The organism is Rhizobium sp. P1_E6 (assembly GCF_056405875.1).
On record NZ_JBFUBG010000002.1, the window covers coordinates 24,599 to 44,252 of the forward strand.

Here is a 19,654-nt window from a genome sequence, read left to right on the forward strand (position 1 = left end):
TACGATGGCGGGCACGAACAGCGAGCGTCAACTTCTGGCCGAAGGGCCGGTTATCATTCTGGTCGAGCCGCAGATGGGCGAGAATATCGGCATGGTGGCGCGCGCCATGGCGAATTTCGGTCTTGTCGATCTGCGCCTCGTCAATCCGCGCGACGGCTGGCCGAACGAGAAGGCGCAGGCCGCAGCCTCCAAGGCCGATCACGTGATCGAGGGCACTCAGGTTTTCGCCACGCTGGAAGAGGCGATTGCCGACCTCAACTTCGTTTATGCGACGACGGCGCGAAGCCGCGACAATTACAAGCCGGTGCGCGCTCCGGTCTTTGCCGCGCAAACTCTGCGCAGCCGGTTCCGGGCGGGCGAAGCAACCGGCATCCTCTTCGGGCGCGAGCGCTGGGGCCTGACCAACGAGGAAGTGGCGCTTGCCGACGAGATCGTCACCTTCCCGGTCAACCCGGCCTTCGCCTCGCTCAATATCGCCCAGGCCGTGCTGCTGATGTCCTATGAATGGATGAAATCGAGCCTGGAGGATCTGGAGGCCGTGCCGTTCCAGGCGCTCGAGCAGCGGCCCTCCACCAAGGAGCAGCTCTTCGGCTTGTTCGATCAGCTCGAGGAAGCGCTCGATTCACGCAACTATTTCCACCCATCCTCGAAAAAGCCGAAAATGGTCGACAACCTGCGTGCTGTCCTCTCTCGCCGGGCCTTCACGGAACAGGAAATCAGCGTGCTGCGCGGCGTCATCTCCTCCCTCGACCGCTTTTCGCGCGACAAGCCGCGCGCGGGCGGTTTTTCTCGATCCGGCAAGGGTGCCCCGACCGATGACAGCGCCGACGAATGAGCTGAAACCCGTCCTCGTCTTCGATTCAGGCATAGGCGGGCTGACCGTGCTGCGCGAGGCGCGCGTGCTGATGCCGGAGCGCGGCTTCATCTACATTGCCGACGATGCCGGCTTTCCCTATGGCGGCTGGGAAGAGCAGGCATTGAAGGAGCGGATCATCGGGCTCTTCGCCAAGCTGCTCGAAGACTACGACCCGGAAGTCTGCGTGATCGCCTGCAACACGGCCTTTACGCTTGTGGGCGCAGACTTGCGCGCCGCCTTTCCGCAGATGACCTTCGTCGGCACGGTGCCGGCCATCAAGCCTGCCGCCGAGCGCACGCGCTCCGGCCTCGTTTCGGTGTTGGCCACCCCCGGCACGGTCAAGCGCGCCTACACGCGTGACCTTATCCAGTCCTTCGCGCAGCAATGCCATGTGCGGCTCGTGGGTTCCGAAAACCTCGCGCGTATGGCGGAAGCCTATATCCGGGGCGATACCGTTTCCGATGAGGCTGTGACGGCCGAAATCGAGCAGTGTTTCGTCGAAAAGGACGGGCGCAAGACAGATATCGTCGTGCTCGCCTGCACGCATTATCCCTTCATGGCCAATCTATTCCGCAGGCTGGCGCCTTGGCCGGTGGACTGGCTGGATCCGGCGGAAGCCATTGCGCGGCGCGCCCGCACGTTGGTGCCGCAGGTGGCCGATGCGGTTCACCCGGATAATTTCGACTTTGCCGTCTTTACATCTGGCAATCCCGATTTTGCCACCCGGCGGCTGATGCAAGGTTTCGGGCTGAGCGCCTGAGAAGGCACTGCGCGCTTTATTTCATCTGTCTCATCGCGCAAGATCTCCGCGGGGAATCGCGAGCGGGTGTTTGGCGCTCAAGATGCAAAGGGGTGGGCTGTGCCGCTGCAAAGACTAGTCATGCTGATCTTCTTTCTGCAACCGATAGCCTTTGGCGCCTGGTTGCCGCGCATTCCTGATATTCAGGCGAAGCTTGAACTCGGTACCGCCGATCTCGCCGTCGCACTTCTGGGATTGCCGATCGGCACGCTGATCACCCTGCCGTTTGCCGGCCGCCTCGTCTCGCGCATCGGCGGGCGTATGGCGATCATCTATGGTTTCATCTTCTTTCTTGCGGTGGTTTCGCTGCCGGCCTTCGCGCCCAGCACCACGCTTCTATTCTTTGCCCTGATGATCGTCGGGGTCGCGCTCTCGACGGTAGAACTCGGCATGAATGTCGAGGCCGATGTGACGGAGAAGGCGACGGGGCTGATCATCATGAGCCGCTGCCATGGCTTCTGGAGCCTCGGCATCATGGTCGGCAGCCTGATCGGTGTTGGTGCCATAGCCATCGGGCTTTCACCGCACTGGTCGATCTTGATCACGGCGATCGTCGTCCTGCCGGCCGGGCTGATTACCAGCCTGCGCCTGCCGAAATTGCCTGAAAGTCACCACGAGGAGAATTCGCAGGTAAAGACCGGCTTCAAGCCGCCCAGTCTTGCCCTGCTCGGGATCTGCGCCTTCGTCTTCGGTGTGACGATGACTGAGGGTGCGATCGCCGATTGGTCGGCGGTATACCTCCGCGATGTCATGAATGCCGCGGGCGCGCAAACCGGCCTTGGTTATTCGGTTTTTGCCTTCATGGTTGCGGCGGGGCGCTTCAGCGGTGATTACATGAAAGGCCGTTTCGGCGCGGTTGCCATTGCCCGCGGCTGCGGCATCGCCTCGCTTGCCGGCATGCTTGTCGTTCTCTTTGCGCCGGCGACGCCGCTTGCCCTGCTGGGCTTTGCAGCAGTCGGTGTCGGCGTTTCGGTCGGATTTCCGCTTGCGGTGACGGCAGTTGCCTCGCTGACCGACCGCCCGCCCGCTTCAAGCGTTGCGACGCTTTCCTTCGCAGCCCTGAGCGGTTTTCTCATCGGGCCGCCGATCATCGGCTTTCTCGGCGAACTCCTGGGCTTGCGTGTGGGGCTTGCGGTCTTGCTGGTACCGCTTTTCGTCAGCCTGCTCTGCACCCGTTTGCTGATCCCGACGCAGACGGAGATGGCAGGCGACCTTATCGAGCGCGAGGCGGTGTGAAGCGCTATTTCCCAAGGTTGACTTTCCCTGTGGGTTCTTGACGGTTTGACGACAACAGTGCCTGCGAATCTGCTAGAGACGGGCCGGGAATTTGTAAGGGGAATTGGACGTGCAGGTTGGCATCGATATGGGACTGGCGTCCGGCGCTCCGGCGACGCTCGATATCGAGGAGCTACTGGCGACGCGTCTGCTCGTGCAGGGCAATTCCGGTTCCGGCAAGTCGCATCTTCTCCGCCGTCTGCTGGAACAGTCAGCCCAATGGGTGCAACAGGTCATCATCGATCCCGAAGGTGATTTCGTCACGCTCTCCGACCGCTACGGCCATGTCGTCGTCGACGGTGAGCGCACCGAGGCCGAGCTTGCCGGCATTGCCAACCGTATCCGCCAGCACCGCGTATCCTGCGTTCTGACGCTGGAAGGTCTCGATATCGAGCAGCAGATGCGGGCAGCTGCCGCCTTCCTCAACGGCATGTTCGATGCCGATCGCGAATATTGGTATCCTGTTCTCGTCGTGGTCGACGAAGCGCAGATGTTTGCGCCCTCGGTCGCCGGCGATGTGTCGGAAGATGCGCGCAAGGCTTCGCTCGGTGCCATGACCAACCTGATGTGCCGCGGACGTAAACGCGGGCTTGCGGGCGTCATCGCCACGCAGCGCCTTGCAAAGCTTGCGAAGAACGTCGCGGCCGAAGCCTCGAACTTCCTGATGGGCCGTACCTTCCTCGATATCGACATGGCGCGTGCCGCAGACCTGCTCGGCATGGATCGCCGCCAGGCGGAAATGTTCCGAGATCTCAAGCGCGGTCATTTCGTGGCGCTCGGCCCGGCCTTGTCGCGCCGGCCGCTGCCGATCCAGATCGGCAATGTAGAGACCTCTGCGCGCTCCTCCAGCCCGAAGCTGATGCCGTTGCCGGATGCGCCGCAGGATGTGGAAGACCTGATCTTCACACCCGACCCGGAAGAATTTCAGCGGCCGATCGTGCGGCGTACTCCGCCCGCACCACGCCCGACCACCGATATTCTGGCTGAGCTGTCGCGCTCGACGCCATCAGCAGCACCGTTGCAGGCTTCCGAGCCGCGTGTGGCGCAGCCGGAAATCTCGGCCGAGGAGCGTGAGGAACGGCTTGCCGGCGTGCTCGCCGAAATCCTCGACGATCCGGGCTCCGGCTTCCGCACCGATGCAATTCTCTATCAGGAGTTCCTGGTGCGGCTGCGCATGCGCCGCGTTCCCGGTCCGCCGATGTCGCTGCCGGAATTCCGACGGCGCGTTGCGGTTTCGCGCTCCGGCGTCGATCCCGAAATGGCGGCAGGCGAGGCGTGGGCGACGGCACTTTCACTGTCGAACGGCGTCACCGACGATCTGCAGGGCGTGTTCCTGATGATGGCGAAGGCTGCGATCGGCGGCGAGGCTTGCCCTTCTGATTCCCGTATCGCTCGTGCTTACGGCACTCATTCAGCCCGTCGCGCGCGCCGGCTGCTCGGTTATTTCGAGGAGCAAGGGCTCATCGTCGTGCACGCGGATTTCAGCGGCAAGCGCATCGTTGCCTTTCCGGACCTGCAGGCCGAAACCGCACCAGGCTCAGCCGATGCGCCCGACAGCGATTTTCTGAAGAGCGCTGCCGAATAAACCGCGTCAAACCCAACTCTGGATGATTTCGGGGCTGGCATGGATGCAGGTGAGCTCCAACCGCGTCGTTCCGACATTCTTGAAGCAATGCGGCGTCTCGGCATTGACGATGACGATATCGCCGACGTTGGGCTCCAGCGTCTCCTCGCCGACGGTAAAGCGCGCCTTGCCGGAGCGCACGATCCACATTTCCGTATAGGGGTGAATATGCAGGTCCGGCCCCTGGCCAGGCTCGTTGTCGATCAGGAAGATCGAGACCGGCGCGCCGTAATCGCCGCCCTCGAAACGGATGGTGCGATTGGCGAACTGCTGCTGGCTTTCACGCGGTAGGACATGGAACATGATTTCCTCCTTGGATCACGCTGCAGGTTCGCTATACTTATCTTCACGAGAAGATAATCTTCCCAATTTATCTTCTCGTCAAGATAGTTTTGGAGTGACCATGGAAAAACAAGACCATGTCGACCGGTTGCGCGCTCTCTGGGCGGAAGAGCTGCCCGATCTCGATACGACGCCGATGAGCATTCTCGGGCGCATCTACCGGATCTCCAATCTGGTGCGGCCATCCATCGAGGCGACATTCTCGGAATTCGATCTCGATCGCGGCGAGTTCGACGTGATCGCGACGATCCGGCGCGCTGGGCCGCCATACCGAATGATCCCGACGGAGCTCTACAGCCTTCTGATGATTTCCTCGGGCGGGCTGACGCACCGGCTGGACAGGCTGGAGAAATCCGGGCTCATCCGGCGCGAGCGCTCTGCCGGGGACAAGCGCAGCTTCGAGGTGGCGCTGACGAAGGAGGGCATCCGCCGTGCCGAAGCCGCCTTCCGCGAAGACATGAAGCGGGAACTCGGCCATCTCGACGGACTGGATGAGGACGAGCGTCGGGCGCTGGCCGGGCTCTTGCGCAAACTTGCCGGTTCGCTCGAACGGGCGGGTGAGAACGGGCTTGCTGCGGCAGATTCTGTTTGACAATCCTGTGACTTATCCCTAAAGACCGCCCGAGCACCGGGCAGCAATGTCCGGTGTTTCATTTGACATGTCCCGTGGATTTTGTCCGTTCGCGAATGGAAAAATCCTGTCGGGTCCCGGAAACGGGATCAAAGGAGGGCGTGTTTCCTTCGCGCGGTTTGGCAACAAACCGTCCTAACTTTTTGAAAGGAAATACGATGAGCAAGCGCGAATCGTCTAAGTACAAGATCGACCGCCGTATGGGCGAAAACATCTGGGGCCGTCCGAAGTCCCCGGTGAACCGCCGCGAATACGGCCCGGGCCAGCACGGCCAGCGCCGCAAGGGCAAGCTTTCCGACTTCGGTGTGCAGCTGCGCGCCAAGCAGAAGCTGAAGGGTTACTACGGTGACCTGCGCGAGAAGCAGTTCCGCGCAATCTTCGCTGAAGCTGACCGCCGCAAGGGCGATACCTCGGAAAACCTGATCGGTCTTCTGGAGTCGCGTCTCGACGCGATCGTGTATCGCGCCAAGTTCGTTCCGACGGTCTTTGCTGCCCGTCAGTTCGTCAACCATGGCCACGTCACGGTCAACGGCGTCCGCGTCAACATCGGTTCTTACCGTTGCAAGGCCGGCGACGTCATCGAAGTTCGTGAACGCTCCAAGCAGCTCGTTACGGTTCTGGAATCGGTTTCGCTCGCTGAGCGCGACGTTCCTGATTACGTCGAAGTCGACCACCACAAGATGGTTGCCACTTTCGCACGCGTTCCGACGCTTGCCGACGTTCCGTATGCGGTCGTCATGGAACCGCAGCTGGTCGTCGAATTCTATTCTCGCTAACGCATAGCCCCGACAATCGAATTCGATTGTCGGAAAGGCTTATGCGTTTTTACGATGCTGCTGCGTCCTTTGCACATCTACGATGTGCGGCGCAGCAGGGCGAGAGGCGTTTTCGCATACAGAAAAGCCGCCTTACAAGGCGGCTTTTTTGTTCTCTGGAGAGAAGCCATCATGGATTTGCAGACAGTCCTCGACAGCATCTACAAGGAATTGGCGCCGCGCATCGGCGAGGGCAAGGTGGCGGATTACATCCCCGAGCTTGCCAAGGTCGATCCCAATCAGTTCGGCCTGTCGATCGTCACCGTCGATGGCAAGGTCTATAGCGTCGGCCATGCCGATGTGGCTTTCTCCATCCAGAGCATTTCCAAGGTCTTCATGCTGACGCTGGCGCTCGGCAAGGTGGGCGAGGGGCTGTGGAAGCGCGTCGGCCGCGAGCCCTCGGGCTCGGCCTTCAATTCCATCGTGCAGCTCGAGCATGAGCACGGCATCCCGCGCAATCCCTTCATCAACGCCGGCGCGATCGCCGTCAGCGATGTCGTCATGGCGGGTCATGCGCCGCGCGAGGCAATCGGTGAACTGCTGCGCTTCGTGCGCTACCTGGCGGATGACGAATCCGTCACCATCGACGACAAGGTGGCGCGTTCGGAGACGGCGACCGGTTACCGCAATTTCGCGCTCGCCAATTTCATGCGCTCCTATCGCAATCTCGACCATCCGGTGGATCACGTGCTCGGCGTTTATTTCCACCAGTGCGCGCTTTCGATGACCTGCGAGCAACTGGCCCGCGCCGGCCTGTTCCTGGCGGCGCGTGGCGGCCATCCGCTGACAGGCCATTCGGTGGTTTCGCCGAAGCGGGCGCGGCGCATCAATGCGCTGATGCTGACCTGCGGCCATTACGACGGATCGGGCGACTTCGCCTATCATGTCGGCCTGCCGGGCAAGAGCGGTGTCGGCGGTGGCATTTTTGCGGTGGCGCCGGGCATTGCCTCGATCGCCGTCTGGTCGCCGGGGCTGAACAAGGTTGGCAATTCACAGCTTGGCGCCGTGRCACTTGAGATGCTGGCTGCCCGCACCGGCTGGTCCGTTTTCGGCGATTGAGACTGGGTTGGAGTGCCGGTTTCTGCTAAGCAGGACGCGCGCATCAGATGGATGAGAAGATGAATATCGCAGCCGATATTGCCGACGATCTGGAAGTGGCTGAAGCCGGCATCGGCCATGCGCTATTTGCCAATGCGCCTGATACGGTTTCCTTCAACAAGCTGCGCAAACGCCTGATGCGACAGGTCCGCCAGGCCTTCGACGACTTCGACATGCTGAAGGGCCAGAAACGCTGGCTGATCGGCATTTCCGGCGGCAAGGATTCCTACGGGCTCTTGTCGCTGTTGCTCGACCTGCAATGGCGCGGCTTGTTGCCGGTGGAGCTGATTGCCTGCAATCTCGACCAGGGCCAGCCGAATTTTCCGAAGCATGTACTACCGGAATACCTCACGAAGATCGGCGTCAAACATCGCATCGAATATCGCGATACCTATTCCATCGTGAAGGAAAAAGTGCCGGAGGGAGCCACCTACTGTTCGCTCTGCTCGCGCCTGCGCCGCGGCAATCTCTATCGCATTGCCAAGGAAGAAGGCTGCGATGCGTTAGTGCTCGGCCATCACCGCGAGGATATCCTCGAGACCTTCTTCATGAACTTCTTCCACGGCGGGCGGCTTGCCTCGATGCCGGCAAAGCTGCTCAATGACGAAGGTAACCTGATGGTGCTGCGGCCGCTTGCTTATTGCGCCGAGGACGACATGGCGAAATTCGCTGCTGCCATGCAGTTCCCGATCATCCCCTGCGATCTCTGCGGCTCGCAGGACGGTTTGCAGCGCAATGCGATGAAGGACATGCTCGCCGATATCGAGCGCCGCATGCCCGGCCGCAAGGATACGATGCTGCGCGCGCTCGCCCATGTGAACCCGTCGCATCTGCTTGATCCCAAACTTTTCGACTTTTCTGCACTGAGCGTCACCCAAACGTCATAATGGACTTGCTATGAGCGTCTGCAGATCCATGCAACGAGTCCAAAATGATTTTCTCAGACAATGACATAGAGTTTCTCGGCGATTGCCTCCGGCATGTCGCCGAAGAAGAGATAATGCCGCGCTTCCGCAATGCGGCTGCGGCCAATGTTTCCGAAAAGACATCTTCCATCGATCTCGTCACGCAGGCCGACCTGCGCTCCGAGGCCTATCTGACCGCGGCCATCCGCGAGCGCTTTCCCTCGGCATTGATCGTCGGCGAAGAAGCCTATGAGGCTGATCGTTCCGTCGTGCCGGCATTGGCCGATGCCGATCTTGCCTTCGTCATCGACCCCGTCGACGGCACCTTCAATTTCGCAGCGGGAATGCCGGTCTTCGGTACGATCCTGGCCGTGACGGTCAAGGGTGAAACGGTTGCCGGCATCATTCACGATCCGGCGCTCGGCGACACCGTCGTTTCCCTCAAGGGCGCCGGTGCCTTCCAGCACAAGCGCAATTGCGACCCTGTCCGCCTGAAGGTCGCAGAGCCGATCGAGCTTAACCGCATGATCGGCGCCATGGCCTGCAGCCATATGGAAGAACCCGATCGTTCGCGCGTTGCCGCCAATATGGCGAGGATCAAGATGACCTTCGCCTTCAACTGCTCGGCCTATGAATATTGGATGGTTTCCTCGGGCAAGCTGCATTTCATCGGCCATCCGAAGCTGATGCCGTGGGATCATCTGGCCGGCGTGCTGACGCATCAGGAGGCCGGCGGCCATACCGCCAAGTTCGACGGAACGCCCTACAGGCCGGGCGAGATTTCCGGCGGCATCATCTCGGCTCCCGACAAGGAAAGCTGGCAGATGATCCGAAACGAGATCGTCGGCTACCGATAAACCGAAAGGAACCGCCATGACCACTGCCATAGATACGATGACGCTTGCCGATCTCTTGCGGCAGGCAGCGAAAGCCGAGATCCTGCCGCGCTTTCGCCGACTGGGCAGCGGTGATGTGCGCGCCAAGACGGAAGCGACCGATCTGGTAACGGAAGCCGACGAGCAGGCTGAAAGAATGCTGAAGGCGGAGGCCGCGCGCCTCTGGCCGGAGGCGCTCTTCATCGGGGAAGAATCGGTTTCTGCCGATGCAGCACTTCTCGACAAGCTTAACGGCGCTGATCTCGCCATCATCGTCGATCCCGTCGACGGTACTTTCAATTTCGCTTCCGGCATTCCGGCCTTCGGCGTCATGGCCTCCGTCGTCTCCAGAGGCGAGACGGTCGCCGGCATCATCTATGATCCGATGGGCGACGACTGGGTCATGGCGGAAAAGGGCGGCGGCGCCTGGCTGCGCCGGCCGGACGGCGAGGCGCAGCGGCTGAGCGTTGCCGCGCCGGTCGCGCTCGACCAGATGGTCGGCATGGCCTCCACCGGCTACCTGCCGCAGGAGAAGCGCGCAGAGATCCTCGGCAATCTCGCCAAGGTACGCTTCCTCACCAACTACCGCTGTGCGGCCCACGAATACCGCGCCTTTGCCGGCGGGCATGTGCATTACCTGATGTACAACAAGCTGATGCCCTGGGATCACCTGGCCGGTACCTTGATCAGCCAGGAAGCCGGCGCCTATGCCGCCCGCTTCGACGGCTCGGCCTATCTGCCGCATCATGTCAGCGGCGGCTTGCTGATCACGCCCGACAAGGAAAGCTGGGACGTKCTGCGCCGCGAGGTCTTCACGGTCTGAAGCCGGCAAGCCCGTCGTCGGTGCCGATCAGGCGAGGATCTGCTGCAGCGCGTCGAGAAGCTTGTCGCATTCGGCATCGGTGCCGATGGTGATGCGCAGGAAGTCCTGGATGCGCTCCTTGCGGAAATGCCGCACGAGCAGGGCTCTCTTTCGCAGCTCACCAGTAAGTTCCGCGCCGCCGCGCTCTGCATGGCGGGCGAATACGAAATTGGCAGAAGACGGCAAGACTTCGAAGCCCAGCCCCCTGAGAGCGGCGGTCAGGCGCTCGCGGCTCGCGATAATCAGATCGCAATGTTTCCTGAACCAGTCCTGATCCTCCCAGGCGGCAACGGCGCCCGCCTGGGTGAGCCTGTCCAGCGGATAGGAATTGAAACTGTCCTTGACCCTTTCCAGCGCATCGATCAGCGGCCGCTGGCCGACCGCGAAACCGACGCGCAGGCCGGCAAGGCCGCGCGATTTCGAGAAGGTCTGGACGACGAGCAGGTTCGGATATTTCCGGACGAGCGGGATAGCGCTCTCACCGCCGAAATCCACATAGGCTTCGTCGATAACGACAACCTGATCCGGATGCTCGGCGATTAACGCGTCGATCGCCGCAAGAGGCAGTGCGGTCCCGGTCGGCGCATTCGGGTTGGGCAGGATGATCGCGCCGCAGGGCTGCCGATAATCCTCGATCCTGACCTGCATCTTTTGGTCCAGCGGGATCTCACGGAAATCGATGCCATAGAGACCGCAATAGGTCGGGTAGAAGCTATAGGTGATATCCGGGTAGAGCAGGGGCAGTTCGTGCTTTAGCAGCGCCTGGAAGGTGTGCGCCAGAACCTCGTCCGAACCATTACCAACGAAGACTTCGCCGGGATCGAGATCGTAGCTTGCGGCAATCGCCTGGCGCAGTTTCAGCCCGGTCGGTTCGGGATAGAGCCGCAGCGTGTCATTGACCGTTTCCGAGATCGCCGCCAACGCGCGGGGCGATGGGCCGTAGGGGTTCTCATTGGTGTTGAGCTTGACCAACCCGTCGATGACGGGCTGTTCGCCCGCCACGTAGGGCGTCAGGGATTGGACAACGGGGCTCCAGAAACGGCTCATCGTGAACTTCCAGTCTTATGCCTGCTGCAGCATTACATGTGAACGGCGCCGGGGTCGATCTGCGGGCTGTCGCCGGGATGGGTGAAAAGTTTGCCTTTTTCGGCCCAGAGCACCATGACCACAGTGACAAGACCGAAGAGCGCAAAGCCGCCGAAGAGCGGCTGCACCGTACCGTTGAAGAGCTGACCGACGCCGCCGCCGAGAAGGGCGCCGAAGGTCGTCGACACGAAACCCGTCACCGCAGTTGCCGTGCCGGCGAGATTGCCCATCGGCTCCAGGCTGATCGCCGTGAAATTGGTGGCGATCACGGCAAACATCATGAGCAGGATCGAGAAGAGCGCATAGGAGAAGGCGAAGGACGGCGTGCCGCCCAGCGCCGCCACGAAGCCGATCGCCGAGACGATGGTGAAGAGCAGCATGGCGGCATGCGAAATACGACGCATGCCGAAGCTGCGCACCAGCATGCCATTGGCGAAGTTGGCGACTGCAATGCCGCCGGCCGTCGCCGCGAAAGCAATCGGCAGCCAGTCGCCAAGGCCATAGACCTCGCCGAAGACCTGCTGGACCGAGATCACATAGGCGCTGATGACGCCGGTGAACATGGTGAGCCCGATCATGTAGCCGCAGGTGATGCGGTTGGTGAGAACCGTTTTGAAGCCGTCGCCAACAGCAGCGAAGGACAACGGGATGCGCTCTTCCGGCGGGAGGGATTCCTTCAGCCGCAGCAGCGCCCAGACGAATAGGATAGAGGCGACGATGCCGAGCAGGATGAAGATCCAATGCCATTCGGCATAGGCGATGATCATCTGGCCGACCGAAGGGGCGACGATCGGCACGATCATGAAGACAATCATGACATAGGACATGACACGCGCCATTTCGCGGCCGCCGAAGCAGTCGCGGACGATCGCCATGGTGGTGATGCGAACGGCTGCGCCGCCGATGCCCTGAACGAAACGCATGATCAACAGCATCTCGAAGCTGCCGGTGGCGGCTGCCGCAAACATGCCGACCACATAGCAGGCTAGGCCGCCGAGCAGGATGTTGCGCCGACCGAAAGCATCCGACAGGCTGCCGAAGACAATCTGCGAGGCGCCGAAGCCCAGGAAGAACACGCCGATGACGAGCTGCGTGTCATTGCTGTTGGTCACACCCAGCGAATGGCCGATACTGGGTAACGCAGCCAGCATGCTGTCGATCGCCATGGCGATGCTGGCAGTCATGATGGCGATGGTGACCACGAATTCGACAAAGCCCATGCCGATGCGGGCAGAACCCTGGTTTTCCGTGTGCGGTTTGTGTGTCGGAGTCATCCGAATCCCCCTGAATGACGGAAGAGCGGCCGCAAACGCGGCCGAATTCGATGTGGGAGGGCGGCGGAGTCCCTACCATGGTGTCCCGCCGGCCCGATGTGTCTGAAAACTTCAGTGCCCGATATCGGTGAAGTTCGAAATTGATGCGTCCTTCGGCAGCGGTGCGTGCTGCGGCCTGAACAGTCGTCCCTTTTCGGCGATCAGCACGAAAACGATGCCAGCAAGCGACACGACGAAGTAACCTAATATCATCGGCGTTGCCGTGCCGTCGAAGGCCTGTCCGATCATCGCTCCGATCAATGCCCCGCCGATCGTGCTCATGAAGCCGATCACCGAGGAGGCTGTGCCGGCAAGGTGGCCGAGGGGCTCCATGGCGAGCGAGTTGAAGTTGGAGCCGATCCAACCGAACTGGAACATGACCAGCGCGAAGAAGATGATGAAGACCACGAAGGGCATCGGCTGCGGTCCAAAGATCTGCACCATGAGCCAGATGAAGCTCAGAATGCAGAAGCCGAGGATCGACGCATGCGACAGGCGGCGCATGCCGAAGCGGCCGACCAGCTGCGAGTTGATGAAGGACGAGAAGGCCATAAACAGCGCCACACCGGCAAAGGCGACCGGCATATAGACGCCAAGCCCATAGATGCCGACATAGATCTGCTGGGCGGAGTTGATGAAGCCGAACAGCGCGCCGAAGAGAATCGTGCTGGCGATGGTGTAACAGAGGGCGATGCGGTTCGACAGGAAGATCGCGAAGCCCTGCGCCACCGAGCGGACCGTGAAGGGACGAACATTCGCCGGATCGAGCGTTTCCGGCAGGCGCAGATACATCCAGATGCCGACAGCCGTCGCCATCGTGCCGATGAAGACGAAGATCATGTGCCAGGTGCTGACGAGCATGATGATCTGGCCGCTGCCGGGCGCAATGACAGGCACGATCATGAAGACCATCATGATCAGCGACATGACTTCCGCCATCTGCCGGCCGCCGTAGACGTCGCGGACGATGGAGATCGTAATGACGCGGGTGRCTGCCGAACCGAGACCCTGGATGAAGCGCAGCACGAGAAGACCCGCAAAGCTCGGGACGACGGCAATGCCGAAAGCAGAAACGATATAAATAACGAGCCCGATCAGCAGCGGAATACGGCGACCGAAGCGATCGGAAAGCGGACCGTAGAAAAGCTGGGCGAGGCCGAAGCCGAAAAGATAAGATGAAACGACATACTGACGATGGTTTTCGTTTTCGACACCGAGGCTTGAGCCGATCTGCTGCAGTGCGGGCAGCATGATGTCGATTGCCAGCGAGTTGACGGCCATCAAGAAAGCCGCAAGCGCGATAAATTCGAGCTTGCCCATGGGCAGCCGACCCGCGGACATGGCTTGTGATGAATCTGTCACAATGAAATTCCCATAAACAGGTCAAGGCGCTGCTTGGCGCAGCGCCTCGAACTCAAGATACAGATTTGGAAACCGGAYGGACGCCCGGTGACCGATCAGGCGACGGCGGTCTTAACCGTGACGCCATTTTCCTGGAGGTGCTGCTGCAGCTCACCGGCCTGGAACATTTCCCGCACGATGTCACAGCCGCCGACGAATTCGCCCTTCACGTAGAGCTGGGGGATCGTCGGCCAGTTGGAATAATCCTTGATGCCCTGGCGGATTTCCGAATCGGCGAGCACGTTGATGCCCTTATAGTCGACACCGATGTAATCGAGAATCTGGACGACCTGGCCGGAGAAACCGCACTGCGGAAACTGCGGCGTGCCCTTCATGAAGAGGACGACGTCGTTGCTCTTGATCTCGTTTTCGATGAATTCGTTGATACCGCTCATAGGCCTTAATCCTTTCAACAGGCGGGTTAAAGGCCCGCCGTTTCAATCGTTTTCCTTAGATAGCATGTGGGGGCCGGAATTCCACCCGCCAAAACCAAAAAAAGACCAATCCGCGACACTCTGAGGCGCACATTGTTGCCTAAGCGTTACGGCTCCCTGGGTGAGGCAGACCTGGGTCTGTTCTATATCGGTATCGGTGAAGTGGCCGAGATCCCATTGCGAGACTTCGGTCATGACATCGAGATCGCATTCGCCCATGCCCTTGCCGCAAGGAAATGCAAGCACTGCAGCTTACGATGGAAAAGGTTTAGGCCGGGCGCTGCCTACTGCGGCCTGCCGCCGTGCGGCGCTTGCTGACCTGCTTGCGAGCGGGCTTACGGCTCGTCGAGGTTGCCTTGCGCATGGTGCGGCTCGTTGTTACTGAAGCTGCCTTGCGACGCTTGCGCTTGGTCGTGGTGCGACCCGTCGTCTTCTTCAAGATTTCCTTCAGAACGCTATTGACCACGCCTGACACCAGTTCATTCACGAGACTAGCCACAAAATCCCTCCCAATCTGATCAAAACGCACCTTCCGCTATTGAATTCCGGAAGAGTTCGCTTAGCAAGTCGGTTCGAAGGTTTTATCCGGTTTTTCGCCGTATTTTCAAGCGAACCCGTCATCCTGGCAACGTCGCCCTCAACCCGCCGGAAAGAAGAAAAAGACCATGAAACTCGTCGAGAAGCGGGTTGTGCTGCATTTCCCCGGCTTCGAGCCGCTTGATGGCGCAGCACACCGGGCGCGGTATGAGCGTACCGCCCGGCAAAGCGCATCCGTCTGGGGTTATAATGTCGCGACGGGTGCTGCAAACGAAGGGCACTATGTTTCCTTCGATGTCGGCACGGGTGCCGATGGCTGGCAGACGAAGACGCGTATGCATGTCTTCGACCATAATGATCTGGTGCAGCGGCTACGCATGGGAAATACGGCAAGCCGGATCGCGACGGGCTTTCTAAGCTTCTGGCAAGTGGTGCGGGAAGGCGGTATGGCCGGCTATTTCCGCCATGCCTGGCGCTTCGGACTGTTCTTTATCTTTCCCTTCCTGCTGACGGCCCTTGCAATCGTCATCACGCTGCAGATCCTGACGCTGCCTTACTGGCTGGGACTTCCCGGCTGGCATCTCGGCTGGAGCGCGCCGCTGGCGGCCATCTTCTTCATCTTCGGCTTCCTGCCATTCTCGGAGCGCTTCCACACGCTGCATCTTTTTGCCGACTGGGAAATGGCGATGGCGCTGGCACGCATGGACAGGCCCGAATTCAACGACTGGCTGGAGCAATGCGCGACGTCGATGGGTGAGGCGCTCAATGAGGAGGCCGATGAATATGTCATCTCCTCGCACAGCATGGGCTCCAGCGTCGCAGCACACGTCGTCGGCATTCTGCTCGAGCGCGAACCTGACGCATTCAAGGGCAAGCGCGTGGTGTTTGCGACACTTGGCTGCGCCATCCTGCAATGCGCGCTGATGTCATCTGCCACGCTTTTGCGTTCACGCGTCGGCCTGATTGCACGTTGCCCGGATATTTTCTGGCTGGACGTGCAGTGCCTGACGGATTCGATCAATTTCTACAAGGTGCCGGTCGTCAGCGTTTCCGGCCATCCGGATGCCCCGCAGGCGAGCATGATCCATATCCGCGTACGGCAGATGCTGACGCCGGAGCATTACAAAAAGATTCGTGGGGATCAGTTGCGTGTGCATCGCCAGTACGTGCTGGGGCCGGACATGAAATCTTCTTTCGATTTCACGCTGCTCACCGCCGGCCCAATGCCGGCCTCGGTTTTTGCCAATCCCGATCAGAGCAAGCTACCCGCCTGAGTTAACGGAAAAAGGTGAGGCGACGTCGATCACTTTCGAGCCAACCGCGTCTGTTCCAAAACAAAAAGGCCCGGCGGAAGGATGCCTTCCCGCCGGGCCTATTCATTTCCACAGGCCGAAGCTTGCATCTCAATCCGGCGCCGAGGTCTGCAAAGCAAGCGCGTGCAGGATGCCGCCCATATTGCCCTTCAGCGCCTCATAGACCATCTGGTGCTGCTGCACGCGGCTCTTGCCGCGGAAAGCTTCGGCGACGACTTCAGCGGCGTAGTGGTCGCCATCGCCTGCCAGATCGCGGATCGTCACCTTGGCACCGGGAATCCCGGCCTTGATCATGTCTTCAATATCGCCGGGTTTCATGGCCATGATCGTTACTCCTTGCGCATCATTCCGCAGCGGCAAGTTCGCCRCGGCCGTCCATGAAATCAGGGAACCACGATTCATGGGCGTCGCGCAATTGCTGAATCGGCAGCGAGATCAGATCGTCGACAACGAGCGCGCCACCGCCCACCGTTCCGAGGCGGCGGAAGGGAATGCCTGACCCTTCGGCATTGGCGCAGACGAAATCGGCAACATCCTTTGGAACCGTCAGGACGTAGCGGGCCTGATCCTCACCGAAGAGCTGTGCATGCGGCGCGCCTTTACCTTCGCTGAGGCTGATATTGAGACCTTTGCCTGAAGCCATCGCCATTTCGGCAAGTGCTGTCACCAGACCACCAGAGGAAATGTCGTGGCAGGCGGTCGCCTGGCCGTTGCGGATCACAGAGCGGACGAAATCGCCGTTGCGACGCTCGGCGAAGAGATCGACTTCAGGTGCGGGACCTTCGGTGCTGCCGATGACATCGCGCAGATAGACGGACTGGCCGAGATGGCTGCCGTCGGTGCCGATGAGCAGAACACGGTCGCCTTCGGCAGCGCTGCCGATACGGGCCATCTTGCGCCAGTCGGGCATCAGGCCGACGCCGGCAATGGTCGGGGTCGGCAGGATCGCGACGCCATTGGTCTCGTTATAGAGCGAGACGTTGCCGGATACGATCGGGAAGTCGAGCGCGCGGCAGGCTTCGCCGATGCCCTTCACGGCTTCGACGAACTGGCCCATGATTTCGGGCTTCTCCGGATTGCCGAAGTTGAGGTTGTCGGTCGCCGCCAGCGGCTCGGCGCCGGTCGCAGTGATGTTGCGCCAGCATTCGGCAACAGCCTGCTTGCCGCCTTCGAAAGGATCGGCCTCGACATAACGCGGTGTAACGTCGGAGGAGAAGGCCAGCGCCTTCAGCGGGTGACCTTCGACGCGCACAACGCCGGCATCGCCGCCCGGAAGCTGCAGGGAGTTGCCCTGGATCAGTGTGTCATACTGTTCGTAGACCCAGCGGCGGCTCGACTGGTTGGCAGAGCCGACGAGCTGCAGCAGCGCCTCGTTATAATCCTGGGGAGCAGCGACGAGATTGGCCGGCAGCGGCGCACGCTTGCCGGATTCGCGCCAGGGGCGGTCATATTCCGGAGCCTGGTCCCCGAGATCCTTGATCGGCAGGTTCGCAACTTCCTCGCCCTGATGCATGACGCGGAAGCGCAGGTCATCGGTGGTCTTGCCGACGATTGCGAAATCGAGGCCCCACTTGACGAAGATCGCCTTGGCTTCCTCTTCCTTTTCCGGCTGTAGCACCATGAGCATGCGCTCCTGGCTTTCCGACAACATCATCTCATAGGCGGTCATGCGCTCTTCGCGCACCGGCACCTTGTCGAGTTCGAGCAGGATGCCGAGGTCGCCCTTGGCGCCCATTTCGACAGCCGAGCAGGTGAGGCCGGCGGCACCCATGTCCTGGATGGCGATGACGGCGCCGGTCTTCATCAGTTCCAGGCAGGCTTCGAGCAGGCATTTCTCGGTGAAGGGGTCGCCGACCTGAACTGTCGGGCGCTTCTCCTCGATCGATTCGTCGAATTCGGCGGATGCCATCGTTGCACCACCGACGCCGTCGCGGCCGGTCTTGGCGCCGAGATAGACGACGGGAAGGCCGACGCCCTTGGCTTCCGACAGGAAGATGGCGTTAGACTTGGCAAGGCCCGCAGCAAAGGCGTTGACGAGGATGTTGCCGTTATAGCGGGCATCGAATTCCACTTCGCCGCCGACCGTCGGCACGCCGAAGGAATTGCCGTAGCCACCGACGCCGGAGACCACGCCGGAGACGAGGTGGCGGGTCTTCGGATGATCCGGCTCGCCGAAACGCAGCGCGTTCATGGCAGCGATCGGACGCGCGCCCATGGTGAAGACGTCGCGCAGGATGCCGCCGACACCGGTCGCCGCACCCTGGTAGGGCTCGATATAAGAGGGGTGGTTGTGGCTCTCCATCTTGAAGACGACGCAATCGCCGTCATCGATATCGACCACGCCGGCATTTTCGCCCGGTCCCTGGATGACGCGCGGACCCTTGGTCGGCAAGGTGCGCAGCCACTTCTTGGAGGATTTATAGGAGCAGTGCTCGTTCCACATGGCCGAAAAGATGCCGAGCTCGGTAAAGGACGGTTCGCGGCCGATCAGATCCAGAATGCGCTGGTATTCATCCGGCTTGAGGCCGTGTGAGGCGATGAGTTCCGGCGTGATCTTGATAGTGTTGGGAATGGTCATGAGCTCTCGAAAGTCCCTGCCTTAGAGCAATCCAGCAAAAGTGCGCAGCGGTTTTGCGTCCGGAATTGCGTGAAACAAAGAGATAGAGCACGACCGAGATTCGAAGAACAACGGACATGCCCTAGCGCGTTTGCCGTGTCTTTAGCTTAAGTAGGAATTGCGCGCGATAGGAAAATGCCTGCCGTCAACAGAGGGCAGGCATCAAAAGCTTCATAATGCTGTCTTTAACGGGCGAAGCCCGTCAGAATTTGTAGCCGACCATCAGTCCGGCGCGGGTCATGCCGTCGTTGGGGCCATCGCAGAGATTGGCATTCGAGGAATGGGCGAGCTGCGCCATGACATTCCAGTTGCTGTTTAAGCGATAGCCGGCGCCGAGATATTCGTGGAACAGCACACGACAGCCGAGATCGGGATCGTCGTCGTCATCGCGAAGCTCGCCAGTGTGGATGACGCCGCCGAAGCCAGCTTCAGCGAAGATCTTGTCGCTGAGGTCGACCGTCCAGGTGAAACCGGCGAAGAACTGCGTGGCTTCACCCGCCGTGCCGATCGAGGTGCCGACATGGACGCGCGGATGCATGAGCTGCTGCTTCCAGTCGGTTGCCTGCTCAAAACCGAAGGGATCGAAAAGGACCGTTACTTCAGGGAAAACGCCATCTTCATGCGAGTGACCGCCCTGAACGGAAGCAGAAGCGCCGAAGCGCAATTCGTCGAAAATCTTGCCTCCGGCTTGCGCCGTTGATGACATTCCCAGGCTGCTGGCAATGAGTGCGACCAACGCGATACTCGACAGGCGTAGCAGGCTCAAACGGAAATCGAATTTCATCTGCTGTCCCTTGATTCTCGCTTAAACAGCGGAATGTGAAAGAGGTAACACGCAGAGTTAGACGGTAAAGCGCTGGTGTCCGGATCA

Annotated in this window: 20 protein-coding genes; 11 read left to right on the forward strand and 9 right to left on the reverse strand. The window is 60.6% G+C overall.

Going from position 1 to position 19,654, the window contains the following annotated elements; genetic code table 11:
* The first annotated feature begins 4 nt into the window (after positions 1–4).
* The 4 genes from AC1D35_RS01640 (at position 5) to AC1D35_RS01655 (ending at position 4,515) form a co-directional block, all read left to right on the forward strand.
* On the forward strand, positions 5–835 hold the full coding sequence (locus tag AC1D35_RS01640; RefSeq protein ID WP_113310678.1) for an RNA methyltransferase: 831 nt from the start codon (positions 5–7) through the stop codon (positions 833–835).
* On the forward strand, positions 816–1,616 hold the full coding sequence (murI, locus tag AC1D35_RS01645; RefSeq protein WP_113310677.1) for a glutamate racemase: 801 nt from the start codon (positions 816–818) through the stop codon (positions 1,614–1,616). Before AC1D35_RS01640 ends, murI begins: the two co-directional genes overlap by 20 nt.
* A 99-nt stretch (positions 1,617–1,715) precedes the next feature.
* Positions 1,716–2,891 carry an MFS transporter gene (locus AC1D35_RS01650; protein WP_113310676.1) on the forward strand — a complete coding sequence of 392 codons (1,176 nt, stop codon included), beginning with the start codon at positions 1,716–1,718 and terminating at the stop codon, positions 2,889–2,891.
* Between the two features lie 109 nt (positions 2,892–3,000).
* Positions 3,001–4,515, forward strand: a complete 1,515-nt coding sequence (locus AC1D35_RS01655) for an ATP-binding protein (RefSeq protein ID WP_113299454.1) — start codon at positions 3,001–3,003, stop codon at positions 4,513–4,515.
* A 6-nt stretch (positions 4,516–4,521) separates the two neighbouring features.
* Here AC1D35_RS01655 and AC1D35_RS01660 read toward each other — a convergent pair whose 3' ends face one another.
* The gene (locus tag AC1D35_RS01660; protein WP_113310674.1) at positions 4,522–4,857 is read right to left on the reverse strand and encodes a cupin domain-containing protein; all 336 of its coding nucleotides are present in this window, start codon (positions 4,855–4,857) and stop codon (positions 4,522–4,524) included.
* 100 nt (positions 4,858–4,957) lie between these two features.
* Between AC1D35_RS01660 and AC1D35_RS01665 the strand changes: the two genes are divergently transcribed.
* The 6 genes from AC1D35_RS01665 (at position 4,958) to AC1D35_RS01690 (ending at position 10,043) form a co-directional block, all read left to right on the forward strand.
* The gene (locus AC1D35_RS01665; protein ID WP_113310673.1) at positions 4,958–5,488 is read left to right on the forward strand and encodes a MarR family transcriptional regulator; all 531 of its coding nucleotides are present in this window, start codon (positions 4,958–4,960) and stop codon (positions 5,486–5,488) included.
* Between the two features lie 197 nt (positions 5,489–5,685).
* Positions 5,686–6,303, forward strand: a complete 618-nt coding sequence (rpsD, locus tag AC1D35_RS01670) for a 30S ribosomal protein S4 (RefSeq protein WP_113299451.1) — start codon at positions 5,686–5,688, stop codon at positions 6,301–6,303.
* A gap of 168 nt (positions 6,304–6,471) precedes the next feature.
* Positions 6,472–7,401: a glutaminase gene (locus tag AC1D35_RS01675; RefSeq protein ID WP_477938212.1), complete on the forward strand. Its 930-nt coding sequence runs from the start codon at positions 6,472–6,474 to the stop codon at positions 7,399–7,401.
* Positions 7,402–7,460: 59 nt separating this feature from the next.
* Complete coding sequence (ttcA, locus tag AC1D35_RS01680) at positions 7,461–8,327, forward strand: tRNA 2-thiocytidine(32) synthetase TtcA (RefSeq protein WP_113299480.1); 867 nt, start codon at positions 7,461–7,463, stop codon at positions 8,325–8,327.
* Positions 8,328–8,371: 44 nt separating this feature from the next.
* Entirely contained in the window at positions 8,372–9,202 is an 831-nt protein-coding gene (locus AC1D35_RS01685; RefSeq protein ID WP_113299450.1) for an inositol monophosphatase family protein, read from the forward strand.
* A gap of 16 nt (positions 9,203–9,218) precedes the next feature.
* A complete protein-coding gene (locus AC1D35_RS01690) occupies positions 9,219–10,043 on the forward strand; it encodes an inositol monophosphatase family protein (RefSeq protein WP_113310672.1) in 825 nt (274 codons plus the stop codon).
* 27 nt (positions 10,044–10,070) lie between these two features.
* Here the strand turns inward: AC1D35_RS01690 and hisC are convergent, their stop codons facing one another.
* The 5 genes from hisC to AC1D35_RS01715 form a co-directional block, all read right to left on the reverse strand.
* A complete protein-coding gene (gene hisC / locus AC1D35_RS01695) occupies positions 10,071–11,129 on the reverse strand; it encodes a histidinol-phosphate transaminase (protein ID WP_113310671.1) in 1,059 nt (352 codons plus the stop codon).
* 32 nt (positions 11,130–11,161) lie between these two features.
* Positions 11,162–12,442: a multidrug effflux MFS transporter gene (locus tag AC1D35_RS01700; protein ID WP_113299447.1), complete on the reverse strand. Its 1,281-nt coding sequence runs from the start codon at positions 12,440–12,442 to the stop codon at positions 11,162–11,164.
* 111 nt (positions 12,443–12,553) lie between these two features.
* Positions 12,554–13,801, reverse strand: coding sequence for a multidrug effflux MFS transporter (locus AC1D35_RS01705; RefSeq protein ID WP_477938213.1), 1,248 nt, complete (start codon positions 13,799–13,801; stop codon positions 12,554–12,556).
* Between the two features lie 137 nt (positions 13,802–13,938).
* On the reverse strand, positions 13,939–14,277 hold the full coding sequence (grxD, locus tag AC1D35_RS01710; protein WP_113299446.1) for a Grx4 family monothiol glutaredoxin: 339 nt from the start codon (positions 14,275–14,277) through the stop codon (positions 13,939–13,941).
* A gap of 307 nt (positions 14,278–14,584) precedes the next feature.
* On the reverse strand, positions 14,585–14,815 hold the full coding sequence (locus AC1D35_RS01715) for a hypothetical protein (protein WP_113299444.1): 231 nt from the start codon (positions 14,813–14,815) through the stop codon (positions 14,585–14,587).
* A 166-nt stretch (positions 14,816–14,981) separates the two neighbouring features.
* Between AC1D35_RS01715 and AC1D35_RS01720 the strand changes: the two genes are divergently transcribed.
* Positions 14,982–16,127 (forward strand): alpha/beta hydrolase family protein, encoded by a 1,146-nt coding sequence (locus AC1D35_RS01720; protein ID WP_113310669.1) that lies wholly within the window; start codon positions 14,982–14,984, stop codon positions 16,125–16,127.
* Between the two features lie 129 nt (positions 16,128–16,256).
* On the opposite strand, the gene AC1D35_RS01725 is transcribed toward AC1D35_RS01720, so the two are convergent.
* The 3 genes from AC1D35_RS01725 to AC1D35_RS01735 all read right to left on the reverse strand — a co-directional run bounded on the left by AC1D35_RS01725 (position 16,257) and on the right by AC1D35_RS01735 (position 19,567).
* Positions 16,257–16,490: a BolA/IbaG family iron-sulfur metabolism protein gene (locus AC1D35_RS01725; protein ID WP_007826248.1), complete on the reverse strand. Its 234-nt coding sequence runs from the start codon at positions 16,488–16,490 to the stop codon at positions 16,257–16,259.
* A 19-nt stretch (positions 16,491–16,509) separates the two neighbouring features.
* Positions 16,510–18,744, reverse strand: coding sequence for a phosphoribosylformylglycinamidine synthase subunit PurL (gene purL, locus AC1D35_RS01730; protein ID WP_113310668.1), 2,235 nt, complete (start codon positions 18,742–18,744; stop codon positions 16,510–16,512).
* Positions 18,745–18,985: 241 nt separating this feature from the next.
* The gene (locus AC1D35_RS01735) at positions 18,986–19,567 is read right to left on the reverse strand and encodes an acyloxyacyl hydrolase (protein WP_113310667.1); all 582 of its coding nucleotides are present in this window, start codon (positions 19,565–19,567) and stop codon (positions 18,986–18,988) included.
* Positions 19,568–19,654: the final 87 nt, after the last annotated feature.

Bases quoted from the DNA above. Each gene is read 5' to 3' on its own strand.
- AC1D35_RS01640 (WP_113310678.1), top strand. From the start codon at position 5: ATGGCGGGCACGAACAGCGAGCGTCAACTTCTGGCCGAAGGGCCGGTT.
- murI (WP_113310677.1), top strand. From the start codon at position 816: ATGACAGCGCCGACGAATGAGCTGAAACCCGTCCTCGTCTTCGATTCA.
- AC1D35_RS01660 (WP_113310674.1), bottom strand. From the start codon at position 4,857: ATGTTCCATGTCCTACCGCGTGAAAGCCAGCAGCAGTTCGCCAATCGC.
- AC1D35_RS01665 (WP_113310673.1), top strand. From the start codon at position 4,958: ATGGAAAAACAAGACCATGTCGACCGGTTGCGCGCTCTCTGGGCGGAA.
- rpsD (WP_113299451.1), top strand. From the start codon at position 5,686: ATGAGCAAGCGCGAATCGTCTAAGTACAAGATCGACCGCCGTATGGGC.
- ttcA (WP_113299480.1), top strand. From the start codon at position 7,461: ATGAATATCGCAGCCGATATTGCCGACGATCTGGAAGTGGCTGAAGCC.
- AC1D35_RS01685 (WP_113299450.1), top strand. From the start codon at position 8,372: ATGATTTTCTCAGACAATGACATAGAGTTTCTCGGCGATTGCCTCCGG.
- hisC (WP_113310671.1), bottom strand. From the start codon at position 11,129: ATGAGCCGTTTCTGGAGCCCCGTTGTCCAATCCCTGACGCCCTACGTG.
- AC1D35_RS01700 (WP_113299447.1), bottom strand. From the start codon at position 12,442: ATGACTCCGACACACAAACCGCACACGGAAAACCAGGGTTCTGCCCGC.
- grxD (WP_113299446.1), bottom strand. From the start codon at position 14,277: ATGAGCGGTATCAACGAATTCATCGAAAACGAGATCAAGAGCAACGAC.
- AC1D35_RS01720 (WP_113310669.1), top strand. From the start codon at position 14,982: ATGAAACTCGTCGAGAAGCGGGTTGTGCTGCATTTCCCCGGCTTCGAG.
- AC1D35_RS01725 (WP_007826248.1), bottom strand. From the start codon at position 16,490: ATGGCCATGAAACCCGGCGATATTGAAGACATGATCAAGGCCGGGATT.
- AC1D35_RS01735 (WP_113310667.1), bottom strand. From the start codon at position 19,567: ATGAAATTCGATTTCCGTTTGAGCCTGCTACGCCTGTCGAGTATCGCG.